The organism is Oceanospirillum sediminis, assembly GCF_014164585.1.
Classification (GTDB): Bacteria; Pseudomonadota; Gammaproteobacteria; order Pseudomonadales; family Halomonadaceae; genus Oceanospirillum; species Oceanospirillum sediminis.
Genome location: NZ_JACJFM010000018.1, coordinates 1 through 12726 on the forward strand (window position 1 = coordinate 1; position 12726 = coordinate 12726).

The window sequence follows — 12726 nt, forward strand, 5'->3', positions numbered from 1 at the left end:
ACAGCTTACCGCTCCTGGTCGAAATGATCCATGCCTGAATAGCTAATTTGTTTTAAAAACAGTCTATTAAGGGCTTTTCAGGGCTGACTAAATAAAGGGGAGAAAACGGAGCAATGTATAAAAGAAAGAAATCAGATATTTTCCAGGTTTCAATCTGGAAAATATCTGATCACAATGAATAGTCAGAGAGAAGAGCGACGAAGTGCAGGCAAACGTGTGGATATGAAAGCGGCAGTAAATAGCATCATTGCCGAAATCCACAAACAAGCTTCTAACCCCGCAACCTGGTAAACCCAGCCAGACAACACAGTACCCAGTAAACGCCCTGCAGCATTAGCCATATAATAAAAACCAACATCCAGGGACACACCGTCTCTTCCCGCATAACTGACAATAAGATAGCTATGAAGCGATGAATTGACGGCAAATAATGCGCCGAATAACATCAGCCCTCCCAGAACCACAACATCAGACGAATAGCCCTGTTGCAGCCCAAGAGCAATCATCGCTGGAATGCCTGCCAGAGCACATGCCCAGATGACGGCCACCCTGCCATCCGGCACTTTTCCCTGGCGCTTACCCGTCAGCCATGGGGCCACAGACTGTACAGCACCATAGCCAATTACCCATAATGCCAGAAAGCCGCCGACATAAGCATGATCCCAGCCAAACTCCGCAGCCAGCCATACAGGTAAAGCCACGACAAACCAGACATCTCTGGCACCAAACAGAAACAGACGGGCAGCAGATAAAAGATTAACAGGACGACTCTTGGACAGCATATCAGTAAACTCAGGCTTACTTTTCGCCTTACCCAGGTCCTTTTTCAGCGCCCCGATGCTGAATACCCAGACAATGACCAGCATAATAGCCATGATCATTACCGCCCCTGAAAAGCCCTCCCATGCCAGCAAAAAACCTCCCAGGAAAAAACCAACACCCTTTAAGGCATTTTTAGATCCTGTCAGCATCGCAACCCATTGGTACAAACTCCCCTGGGCATTTTCAGGTACCAGTAGCTTGATAGAGCTTTTGGCGCTCATCTTATTCAGATCTTTGGCAATACCGGATAAAGCCTGAGCAGCCATCACCCAAGGCACAGTCAATAATGATGCCGGAACCAGCAGCATCGTCAGAGCAATAATCTGCAGGCCTAATCCGATATTCATGGTACGATTCAGCCCCAGATGAGCTCCCAGCCAGCCCCCGACCAGATTCGTCACCACCCCAAAGAATTCATAAAACAGGAATAAAAGTGCAATTTCTAACGGACTATAGCCCAGACTGTGAAAATGCAGGACAACCAGCATTCTCAGCGCTCCGTCTGTCAGAGTAAAAGCCCAGTAGTTTCCCGTCACAATCAAATACTGACGTATTTCAGGTGCCAGCTGGTTCAACATAACCGACGACTCTCCTCTCTTTAGTCTGCCAGTCAGGTTCCGGACAGATCTTTCAGGCCAACCATACGCGCCAGTTCAGCCGTTCGGTTTGCATAGCCCCACTCGTTGTCATACCAGGTATACAGCTTCACCTGGGTGCCGTTGATCACCATAGTGGACAGTGCATCAATCACACTGGAGCGAGGGTCTGTTCGATAATCGATAGATACCAGAGGACGTTCTTCAAAGCCCAGAATACCATCCAGTTCATTCTCCGCAGCTTGTTTCAGCAACTGGTTAACTTCATCCACACTGGTTTCCCGCTCAACCTCAAACACACAGTCCGTCAGAGAGGCATTGGCCAGAGGCACACGAACAGCATGTCCGTTCAGCTTGCCTTTTAATTCAGGGAAAATATGCGTAATGGCCGTCGCAGAGCCTGTTGTGGTCGGTATCAGACTCATACCACAGGCACGGGCCCGGCGCAGATCTTTATGGGGAGCATCCAGAATAGTCTGAGTGTTAGTAATATCATGGATGGTTGTCATCGAACCATGTTTGATGCCCAGCTTCTCATGAATCACTTTAACAACGGGCGCCAGACAGTTCGTAGTGCAGGAAGCTGCTGTGATAATCGGATACTCATCCGGATTATAAAGCTGATGATTCACCCCCATCACCACATTCAGTACACCCTCCTCTTTCACAGGTGCCGTTACTACAACTCTTTTAACGCCCTGATCCAGATATGCCTGAAGTAAGGCTTTTGTTTTCATTTTACCCGATGCTTCAATCACCAGATCGCAACCGGACCAGTCTGTCTCTGCAATAGTTTTATTACCCGACACACTGACAACCTGCCCGTCAATGATCATTTGATTGTCAGAGGCAACAGCCTCTTTCCAGCGCCCATGTACCGAATCAAATGTAATCAGATGAGCCAGAGTTTCAACATCCCCAGCGGGGTCATTAATATGAACAAACTCTATTTCAGGCCAGTCCCAGGATGCTCTCATCACCAGGCGCCCCATACGGCCAAAGCCATTAATACCGACCTTCAACGCTCTTTTCACGCTATCACCTCTGACAAAATGTACGAATTATTTATTTTCGAATCCGAAGAGTCATCTCTATCTCTGCCTTCGGATAACAGCCATCTGAACAGATGAGAGATTTATTTTATACCCTGATCAAATATGAAAAAAATAATATATGAATTTCCATATATCATAAGACAAATTTTTTTAATCGCAACAAACAAGAACACGCTCAGGCCGACTGTCACCCATTTTTTTCAGGTTTTCCAGATTTTCCTGCAACATCGCCTCATTAGCTTCAGTAGCATCATGCAACAACTGTTTACACCACTCAGGTAAAGAGGGGGCCAGTTGATAAAACACCCACTGCCCCTGCCTTCTGTCCTGCAATAAACCACTCTTACGTAACAGTGCCAGATGCCGGGATATTTTTGGCTGGCTATCACCCAGAGCAGCCATCAGCTCGCAAACACAAAGTTCATCTTCTTTCTCAATAAGCAGTATACATCTGAGACGGGTGTCATCAGCAAGGCATTTAAAAAACTGAACGGCATCCACAAGTCTACTCCAAATCCAGATTAAGAATGAAAACAATATATGATTTTTCATATACATCAAGCATCAGAATGTATGAATTTGTCAGCCCATCAATCTCCGCCCATACTGACATATCACAATTTATACCCCGGATAGCGGGGAGATTCACAAGGATATCGTCTCTGACCGGTACTTATGACACAAGTTCACTTTCATTAACGCGTTCAGATACAGAAGAGACAGGATAGCCAGTTAAAATTACACTGGCCATCTGTGCATCGGATCAGAAAGATACCCGGCTAACCAGTTTCCGGGTCAGTTCTGCAGCTGGCAAAGCCTCGCAGTTTAATGCATTCTGTCCTGCCCATAAGGGAGAAAAATCTCCTGACTGCTGTTTCTCCGCTGCGGCCCTTAACGGCGCAACAAACGATGTTGCCCGAGGAAAAACAGGCACATCAGCGCTGAGCGGCCCGACCTGCTCCATGAAATGGTTACGGATACCACGTGCCGGGCGCCCAGAAAATAAATTCGTTAATTCAGTATTACAGGCAGCATCAGACTGCAGAGCGGCTCTGTGTATTTCTGATGTCGCAGCCTCAGGGCACAACAGATAAGCCGTACCGGCCTGAACAGCACTGGCACCCGCATCAATCAGCTGTTTAACATCGTTTTCATTTGCAATACCTCCTGCGGCAATAACGGGCAGATCTGTTGACTGAAGAATATTACGCAGCAAAGTCTCCGTGCCTGATTGAGAATTCAGATCATCAGTCAGAAACATACCTCTGTGACCACCGGCCTCAACCCCTTGAGCGATAATGGCATCCACACCATGCTCCTGTAACCAGACCGCTTCTTCTACCGTCGTTGCCGATGATAAAACCATACTTCCCCATGACTTCACTCTGTTCAGTAACGCTTTTGCAGGTAAACCAAAGTGAAAGCTCACAACGGCAGGTTTATAACACTCCAGTATTTCTGCTGATTCAGCACTAAAAGGCAAACGACCAGCCGCTGGTTTGATACTGGCCGGATCAATATCAAACTCCCGGTAAAAAACAGACATTCTCTCAAGCCACTTTTGCTCTCTGGTCGGGTCGGGTTCAGGCTGAAGATGGCAGAAAAAATTCACGTTAAACGCACGGGCTGTCGCTTGTGTAATTCTACTCAGCTCAAGGTCCAGCTGCTCTGACGACAACATAGCGCAGGGCAGTGAGCCCAGTCCTCCGGCTTCAGATACAGCAACAACCAGCGCACTCCCCTGAGAACCGGCCATTGGAGCCTGAATAACAGGAAGTTCTGAAGGTAAAAAGTGTTTTGAACGCTCAGATGGTACAGAAGATATCATCATTATTTTTCTCTGGACTAGTACTCAAAACCACGATAATAAACTATGATAACCATCACAAAAAATGATCAATCAAGATATAGATATCTCAAAAAAAGATGAGCCTGAACAATATCGATCTGGATACTCTGGAGATTTTCCGGACTGTTGCCAGCGAAGGCAGTATCACAAAGGCAGCCAATCAGCTGCATCGGGTACAATCTAATATCAGCACCCGTATCATTCAACTGGAAGAACGGTTAGGCGTTTCCCTGTTTCACCGGATTAGCAGAACACTTGAGCTGACCAGTGACGGCAAACTGTTATTACCCTACGCCAATCAGCTTCTGAATCTGGCAAATGAGACAGACAACCTCTTCCGGCATCATCCAGTAAGCGGCAACCTGAAAGTTGGCAGTATGGAAAGCACTGCGGCATCTCGCTTACCCGGTTTGCTGGCCAGCTATCATCAGCAATATCCAGAAGTACAGATCACCCTGACCACAGATACAACCGAAAGCCTCATCGCTCAGGTGACCCAGTATCAGCTGGATGTAGCTTTTGTTGCCTCTACTGACATTGATCAGAGTACCCTGATTTCAACACCAGTTTTCCAGGAAAACCTGGTGCTGATATGTGCCTCCCATAAGCAATTTTGCTCGCTGGACGCCTTGTTAAACGAGAAGCTGATTACATTCCGTTCTGGATGCGCCTACAGAAAAAAACTGGAAAACTGGATTATCGATATGGGTGGAGTAATCAGAAATCATCTGGAAATGAACTCATATCACGCCATTATAGCCTGCGTTTCAGCAGGATCTGGTATCGCTTTGATACCTGAATCGGTTCTGATGCTTACGTCCCATTCCGGTGTCACAGTATTTCAGTTACCAGAGCGCTACGCCCAGAGCAGTACTGTTTTGATTCAGAGATCACAGGACGCATCACCAAGGATCAATACATTACATACGTTTTTTTCCGGCAATACCGGACCAGCGGTATGAGACAAACCAGCGATAAAGAGTAATCATCAGCTTTACAAGAGGAAAAAAGCATAAGGGATAAGAAAAAATCAGGAAAAATCAGAATCTTATAGCGAATAAGCACTGCCAGACAGGCAGGCTAAATACAAAGCAGACATTACCGACGAATGCGATAAGTATCTTAAGCAGGTTTTAGCCTGCCCGGCACAGCAGAGTAAAAGTACAGTCAGGTTCAGATAATAGCGATTAACTCAGCGTTTATCTGATATTCTCTATCCTCATCGGATGGGAAGGATAGGTGCAGCAAAAATATAACCTATACTATATGCCGTTCTGATCGGAGCACCACCTTCATATACACCTGCAATCTTCTGACGCACTCTTCGAACCAGCGTATCCAGAGCCCTTTGCGCACTGTGGTCATCTCTTGCGTACAACACATCAAGAATATGGCTGCGCTTCACGGCTTCAGTTGGCTTTTCAGACAACAGCTCAAGCAGGCGGAACTCTTTACTGGTGCATTCAATACGCTGTTGATCCGGAGTCACCAGCACCCAGTTTTTATTATCAAGCAGCCAGGTATCATCTGCTTTCTCTATCTGATCTCTGGTTTGCCTTGCCTTTTGTCTTGAAGCCAGGCTTGTCAGTGCTGCTGCCAGCTCACGACCATCAACAGGCTTCCCCATAAACAGATCAGCACCTGATTGATAACTTCCTACCCGAGCATTCAGGTCATCATTTGCTGTGATCACCACCAACGACATAGAACTATTCTGACGAGCATAATCAACCAGTACCTCCCCGGATTGATCAGGCAAACCAAGATCAATCACTGCGACAGTGAATGCCTGTTCAGATAGTGCTTTAAAAAACTCTTTGCCATTGGCCACAGCTTTAACCTGAAAGCCCATCAGACTCAGGTACTCTGTCAGACTGGCACTCAATACTACATCATCCTCAACCAGAATGACTGAAATTCCCTGGTTTGTATTATTACTCATTACCGTATTTGACCTGCCCAGAACTCTGATTCAACACATGGATGCAATGGCACCCGGAATACGAAATGTTACAATAATACTCTGAGATGCCTATGATTTAAATTACGCTTTACAACATATTTAAGAAAAGATTCAAAAAAAGGGTTTCTTTTTTAAGATCAGCGCACAAACTCAGAGCTGCGACACTATATAACTGATGCGCCATATACAGAAAATATCACATTTTGTCTGGAGACACCTGACAAAATCCTGTAAATACAGTCAGCTAAAATGCCAGAACCGCATCATTCGGATGCGGTTCCAGCATTTATTAGTCGGCTGAAGATATAAAATCTTTACTCCATAACGGCTACTTTTTTATTTTTCAGCTGGCCGGATAATAAAAATAACGATAAAACGGAAAGAACCGGAATAACCCATGCCAGCCCCTGATCAAAAAGCGGTAAAAACGCCAGCATATCGAGATTCCCCCCGGCAGCTTTCACACCTTCCAATATGCCAAATAAAGACGAAACCAACAGAGTGATAATCAGGGCAGTTCGTGACATCCCTGGCTGAGAGGCAGAAAGGCTGTAAAGTATCAGAGCAACTGAAATGGGGTATACAGCAACCAGTACGGGAATACTCAGCTCAATTAATACACCCAGCTCCAGATTAGCCATTATGAAACAAAAGACCGCATTAACAATGACAAAATGCCCGTAACTCAGGCGACTGCTCAGGCTGGCAAAGTAATCAGAACAGGCACTCAGCAAACCTACTGCTGTTGTCAGACAAGCCAGTGTAATCACCCCGGCAAGAGCAACAAGGCCTGCCATACCAAACTTGTTCTGTACATAATGCACCAGGATTTCTCCACCATTTGCAGCTCCAACGACACCAAAGTTGGCTCCTAGCATAAACAGGGCGATATATACAAAAGCCAGTCCTGCAGCAGCAATCACAGCAGCAACGACCAGATAACGGGATTGCTGAGAAAAATCAGTCACACCTTTTTTACGTAACAGATCAATAATCAGCATACCGAACATAATAGATGCCAGAGCATCCATAGTGTTATATCCATCCAGAACACCTTTTGTAAAAGGTGAAGCAGCATACGCCGGATCAACAGGCAACACTTCGCCGCCACTGGCAAACAGTACAGAAACACCCAGCCCAACCAGCAAAATAATTAATGCTGGTGTCAGTACTTTACCCACGGAATCCATCAGTTTACCCGGATAAAGAGATAGCAAAGCAGCAATAACAAAAAAAACAGCGGAATATAGCCACTGACTGATAACAGGCTCACTACTGAAAGGCTGAACACCCAACTCATAGGCCACCAGAGCGGTACGTGGTGCAGCAATCAGCGGCCCGATAATAATAAAGATTGCGACTGAAATCAGAACCCCGATAAACGGCGGCAACATCCGGGTCATGGCTGGTATTCCTCCTCCAGCCCTGGCAACAGCAAATAAACCCAATAGAGGCAATCCAACTGCAGTCAATAAGAAACCCAGCATCACAGGTAAGACTTCAGCCCCTGCCAGCATGCCAGCTTTGGGTGGAAAAATAATATTTCCAGCGCCAAGAAAAAATGCAAATGTCATAAAACCCAGGCCAAACATATCGGCCTTACTAAGCTGTGTATTCACAACAACCCCAAATAAATAAGAACAACAGGAAATTTTACTACCCAGGATGGGAAAGCAGGGTTTATAACATTCGGCAAAATCAGATAGCAAGAAAAACTACCTACAGGAAGGCAGATTATCTGTAAACAATTCTATTCAGGAAAACAGGCAGAGTTACCAGAAGCGCTTAAGAAAAAACGATGACTACAGGATAAATAGGATCACTACAGTGGCTGCTAAGGAGACTAAGGGATGAACATTGCGTTCATTTCACCCGATATCCGTGTGGGAGCAATCAACTTCGGAAAGCCCCACGAATATAGAAAATTACTCTGCAATAAGCTGTATATCAGATGCATCCACGTCGGCATCCAGATACACCATACCCAGTTTATTCTGATAATCCATGCGATCAGCTTTCATCAGATCAATTGCCGGGGCTTCAATGCCACTGTCCTGATAGATACCAGCAAGATATGCCATATAATTCTCACCCTCAGGCAATAACAATAAGCTCGCAGCCCCCACATCCGGCTTTACTTTGCCGTTAACGTCTTCTGACAGCACCACTTGTAATACAACAGGCAATTCATCACCGTCAATACGAACACTACGATCACGTACAGTTTGCTGCGCCCAGTAAAACGCCAGCTCTTTACTCTGAGTCAGAAAAACCGGTTCCGTTGTTTCAGTGTAATGATTACCAATCGTCGCCATGGTCTTTTTAGCCGCTTCTTTTAAAGCCTTATCACCAGAGCGTAATAATCCCTGCTCCTTGATTGACTCAACCAGCGCCGACGATGTGCCGTGATACCAGATATTGCTTGCTGTAAAACCCTGTTGGGTCAGCAGGTCTTTAGCATCTTTAAGAAAAGCAGGTGTATCAATCATATTCAAAACCATTTAATCAATTCACAATAGAAAGCAGAATGTAACTCTAACCTATTATATTCCCTGCGTAAAAAGCCATGATCTGCTTCAGATGTTAATCTTTATGAACCCAGGTATGCTTCAAAGATATCTGCCATCTGAAAAACTCTGCCCCATATAAAAAGCGGCACCTCAGGAAAAGGTGCCGCCTCTTTTAACTTCAGGGAAAACCACCCGCTTCTCTTAAGCGATCACAGGTGATTATCCATCAGTTCTTAGCTGAACTGGTTAGAAGTATTCTTCGCGCCACCCGCTTTCAGAGCATTCTCACCAGCGTAGTATTCTTTGTGATCGTCACCCAGATCAGAACCAGCCATGTTCTGGTGTTTCACACATGCAATACCCTGACGGATCTCTTTACGCTGAACACCTTCAACGTAACCCAGCATCGCTTTGTCACCGAAGTACTCTTTAGCCAGGTTATCAACAGACAGTGCAGTTGTGTGATAAGTAGGCAGAGTGATCAGGTGGTGGAATACGTTTGCTTCACGAGCAGTATCCGCCTGGAAAGTCTGAACACGAGCGTCAGCGGCTGCAGACAGTTCAGTATCGTCGTACTCTGCAGACATCAGGTTGTCACGATCGTATGCAGAAACGTCTTTACCTTCTGCTTTCCATGCATCGTAAGTCTGCTGACGGAAGTTCAGGGTCCAGTTGAAAGATGGAGAGTTGTTGTACACCAGTTTCGCATCCGGGTGTACTTTACGTACTTCGTCCATCATGCCTTTAATTTCGTGTACTGTAGGTACTGCCGTTTCGATCCACAGCAGATCAGCACCCGCATTGATTGCTTCGATACAGTCAAATACACAACGCTCATGGCCAGTGCCCTGACGGAACTGATACAGACCAGAAGGCAGACGCTTAGGACGAACCAGCTTACCGTTACGGCTGATCAGTACATCACCTTCAGCAGTATCTTCCGGAGCTACTTCTTCAACGTCCAGGTAAGAGTTGTATACGTCACCCTGATCGCCTGGCTCACGTACAACAGCGATCTCTTTAGTCAGACCAGCACCTTCAGAGTCAGTACGAGCAACGATAACACCGTCATCTACACCCAGCTCCAGGAATGCGTAACGCAGAGCGCGCAGCTTAGCGTGGAAGTCAGCGTGAGGAACCGTTACTTTACCGTCCTGGTGGCCACATTGCTTCTCGTCAGCCACCTGGTTTTCGATCTGCAGACAGCAAGCACCCGCCTCGATCATCTGCTTAGCCATCAGATAAGTCGCTTCAGCGTTACCAAAACCAGCATCGATATCTGCAACAATCGGTACTACGTGAGTTTCGTGGTTGTCGATCTTGTCCTGAATTTCAGCTTCCAGAGCCGCATCACCCGCTTCACGTGCTTTGTCCAGCTCACGGAACAGACCGCCCAGTTCACGCGCATCAGCCTGACGCAGGAAGGTGTACAGTTCTTCTACCAGAGAAGCTACTGCAGTTTTTTCGTGCATAGACTGATCTGGCAGAGGACCGAAGTCAGAGCGCAGAGCCGCAACCATCCAGCCTGACAGATACAGGTAACGACGTTCAGTTGAACCAAAGTGCTTCTTGATAGAGATCAGCTTCTGCTGACCAACAAAACCGTGCCAGCAACCCAGAGACTGAGTGTACTTGGTTTTGTCTTTATCAAATTCAGCCATGTCGCGACGCATGATGCCTGCAGTGTACTTAGCGATATCCAGGCCAGTTTTAAATTTGTTCTGTGCACGCATACGTGCAGCAGACTCTGGGTTGATCGCATCCCATGGGGAACCGTGGGCTTCTTTCAGTGTTGCTACCGCATCGATGTCTTTATTCAGAGTTGACATGGTTTTTCCTCTACAGTGTACCTGTTAGGGTTAATCGCCTGACCTACGTTAAAACAAACTGATCAGGTGTCCGTTGATATCTGGCCAAATGTGCCGTTTGATCCAGATAAATTCTTTGCCTGCAAAACCAGAGTTATATACAGAACAACTCCTGCCGGTTTCGCGATGGTCATACAGTGCCTGTGCTATATTCTGCTTTTTTGTGCCTGAGCAGACTTATCACAGATAAGCATGACAAAAGTGTTAATAACTAATAGTTGAAGAAATCTAATTCAATTAGTTCAGATAAATAATCAAACTTGTTGTTTTAATCTTAACTACCAGCTTTTGTCAGTTCAGAATCATTTTCTGTTTTTATACTGACTTGTTTAATAACACTTCGTCAATTTACCCATTCGTCTATAAAGCTTTTCCGAGCATTTCAAACGGGTGTTTGCCGTTGTGTGTTTTACACTATGCCAAGCCAGAGCCACTATTGCAAACGCTACTTTGGACTTATAAGTCGTTGTAAATAAACTACAAATTTATTTCTGTAATCTGACTACAGTAATTCCTTTTTTTAACTTATTGCAGCACAGCATTTTGTAGTTTTACTTACTTTCTGATGACAAAAAATAAGACAAAAAATGTCGTAAAACACGAGATTGTCGACAATCATGATAATAGCGTGTCTTTCAGTTGGATACGGAAAAAGATCAGATGCGAAAAATGTCATGAAAAAGTAAAGAAGCACAGTTAAGGCTCTATTCGTCAGACAAAATGAATCAGAGTGGAAATCAGAAGGAAGAAGTTAAGAAAAAATGACAAGGGACAGTCACCGTAAAAAAACAGTGACTGTCGACAATGGGTTCAGTCACTCAAATGAAGAGTACCCCGGTTAAAAATATCAACAATTTTAATCTTAAATCTTCTAGAGCATGAATTTATTTCATTTGAATCAAGGTATTTTTGCTCAGTTAAACGAATCATCGCGGCCTTGTCTCCAGGATCAATAGGGTAACCTTCGCCATCTGCAAACAGAATAATCTCATTATTTTCTGTCGAAAATGCCAGTCGACTCCCTTCACTCACACTGAAAGTCGCACCTTCATCCAGAATTTCCTGCAAATCCTCAACAGAAATAGCAGGATCAGCAGGAATTAACTGGTCCATATACTTAGGCTGTGTCATATATCGGCCAAACCAGGCATTGATCACACGCTCGTCAGATAGCTTATCCAGAACCAACTGCTTTACACGGGCAATGGCATCCAGACCAATCTGACTGTTACAGGCCTGCAGTTCCAGATCAGGGTCGGTATAACGCTCATCTTCTGACAGTTCACCGCCAACATAATCTGCCAGTGATGTCACCACTTCATCAGCAGATGGAGCCCTGAAACCCACAGACCAGGTCATGCAATCACTGGACTGCGAAACGCCATAATGCGCCATTTGAGGAGGCAGATACAACAAATCGCCAGGTTCACAGATGAAGCTTTCGCTACCATTGAACTCCTGCAGAATACGCAGAGGAACGCCCTGGACAATCGGAGTATTATCATCAGCAAAACCACCCAGCTGCCAGTGACGTGTGCCTTTGGCCTGTAGCAGGAACACATCATAATAATCCAGATGAGGTCCGACGCTGCCGCCTTCAGGGGCATAACTGATCATAATGTCATCGACCCGCCAGCTTGGAATAAAATCAAATGCCTCTATCACGCTGGCAACCTCTGGAACAAAATGATCAACAGCCTGTACCAGTAATGTCCAGTCTTCTTCAGGCAGATCATTAAAGCGCTCCGCCGGGAAAGGCCCATTTTCCAAATGCCAGGGCTGACCTTCAGGCCCTGTTTCCATTACCAGGCGTGATTCAACCTGCTCTTCCAACGCCATACCCGCCAGTTCATGCTCATCAATGGGAGACTGAAAGTCAGGAATAGCATTTTTAATAAACAAAGGTTTCTTCTGCCAGTAATCACGCAGAAACTCTTCATAACTGATATGGCCCAGCAGGCATTCAGGCAATTGCATCATAGATAAAATATCCGGATAAAAAAACGTTATATAAAAAGTGAAGTCATTCAGAGGAAATCTAAAGCGATAAGCATAACCAGACG

General features: G+C 45.5%; 10 protein-coding genes. 1 reads left to right on the plus strand and 9 read right to left on the minus strand.

The features are described from left to right. Positions 1 to 182 precede the first annotated feature (182 nt). The 4 genes from arsJ to H4O21_RS13865 form a co-directional block, all read right to left on the minus strand. Positions 183 to 1400, minus strand: a complete 1218-nt coding sequence (gene arsJ / locus H4O21_RS13850; protein ID WP_182809470.1) for an organoarsenical effux MFS transporter ArsJ — start codon at positions 1398 to 1400, stop codon at positions 183 to 185. A gap of 32 nt (positions 1401 to 1432) precedes the next feature. Next, a complete protein-coding gene (locus H4O21_RS13855) occupies positions 1433 to 2410 on the minus strand; it encodes an ArsJ-associated glyceraldehyde-3-phosphate dehydrogenase (protein ID WP_182809550.1) in 978 nt (325 codons plus the stop codon). Positions 2411 to 2623: 213 nt separating this feature from the next. After that, positions 2624 to 2974, minus strand: a complete 351-nt coding sequence (locus H4O21_RS13860; protein WP_182809471.1) for a metalloregulator ArsR/SmtB family transcription factor — start codon at positions 2972 to 2974, stop codon at positions 2624 to 2626. Positions 2975 to 3236: 262 nt separating this feature from the next. After that, positions 3237 to 4304, minus strand: coding sequence for an NAD(P)H-dependent flavin oxidoreductase (locus H4O21_RS13865; RefSeq protein ID WP_255487307.1), 1068 nt, complete (start codon positions 4302 to 4304; stop codon positions 3237 to 3239). Positions 4305 to 4399: 95 nt separating this feature from the next. Here H4O21_RS13865 and H4O21_RS13870 point away from each other — a divergent pair, with 95 nt between their 5' ends. After that, the gene (locus H4O21_RS13870) at positions 4400 to 5284 is read left to right on the plus strand and encodes a LysR family transcriptional regulator (protein ID WP_182809472.1); all 885 of its coding nucleotides are present in this window, start codon (positions 4400 to 4402) and stop codon (positions 5282 to 5284) included. Between the two features lie 257 nt (positions 5285 to 5541). On the opposite strand, the gene H4O21_RS13875 is transcribed toward H4O21_RS13870, so the two are convergent. From H4O21_RS13875 to H4O21_RS13895, 5 genes are all read right to left on the minus strand, one after another. After that, on the minus strand, positions 5542 to 6264 hold the full coding sequence (locus H4O21_RS13875; protein ID WP_182809473.1) for a response regulator transcription factor: 723 nt from the start codon (positions 6262 to 6264) through the stop codon (positions 5542 to 5544). A gap of 335 nt (positions 6265 to 6599) precedes the next feature. Next, on the minus strand, positions 6600 to 7904 hold the full coding sequence (brnQ, locus tag H4O21_RS13880; protein ID WP_220495671.1) for a branched-chain amino acid transport system II carrier protein: 1305 nt from the start codon (positions 7902 to 7904) through the stop codon (positions 6600 to 6602). A 306-nt stretch (positions 7905 to 8210) separates the two neighbouring features. Then, positions 8211 to 8774: a hypothetical protein gene (locus H4O21_RS13885; protein WP_182809474.1), complete on the minus strand. Its 564-nt coding sequence runs from the start codon at positions 8772 to 8774 to the stop codon at positions 8211 to 8213. A 254-nt stretch (positions 8775 to 9028) separates the two neighbouring features. Next, entirely contained in the window at positions 9029 to 10624 is a 1596-nt protein-coding gene (locus H4O21_RS13890; RefSeq protein ID WP_182809475.1) for an isocitrate lyase, read from the minus strand. Between the two features lie 849 nt (positions 10625 to 11473). Continuing rightward, complete coding sequence (locus H4O21_RS13895; protein ID WP_182809476.1) at positions 11474 to 12643, minus strand: JmjC domain-containing protein; 1170 nt, start codon at positions 12641 to 12643, stop codon at positions 11474 to 11476. Between the last annotated feature and the right edge of the window lie 83 nt (positions 12644 to 12726).

Bases quoted from the DNA above. Each gene is read 5' to 3' on its own strand.
- arsJ (WP_182809470.1), bottom strand. From the start codon at position 1,400: ATGTTGAACCAGCTGGCACCTGAAATACGTCAGTATTTGATTGTGACG.
- H4O21_RS13855 (WP_182809550.1), bottom strand. From the start codon at position 2,410: ATGGGGCGCCTGGTGATGAGAGCATCCTGGGACTGGCCTGAAATAGAG.
- H4O21_RS13865 (WP_255487307.1), bottom strand. From the start codon at position 4,304: ATGATGATATCTTCTGTACCATCTGAGCGTTCAAAACACTTTTTACCT.
- H4O21_RS13870 (WP_182809472.1), top strand. From the start codon at position 4,400: ATGAGCCTGAACAATATCGATCTGGATACTCTGGAGATTTTCCGGACT.
- H4O21_RS13875 (WP_182809473.1), bottom strand. From the start codon at position 6,264: ATGAGTAATAATACAAACCAGGGAATTTCAGTCATTCTGGTTGAGGAT.
- H4O21_RS13885 (WP_182809474.1), bottom strand. From the start codon at position 8,774: ATGATTGATACACCTGCTTTTCTTAAAGATGCTAAAGACCTGCTGACC.
- H4O21_RS13890 (WP_182809475.1), bottom strand. From the start codon at position 10,624: ATGTCAACTCTGAATAAAGACATCGATGCGGTAGCAACACTGAAAGAA.
- H4O21_RS13895 (WP_182809476.1), bottom strand. From the start codon at position 12,643: ATGATGCAATTGCCTGAATGCCTGCTGGGCCATATCAGTTATGAAGAG.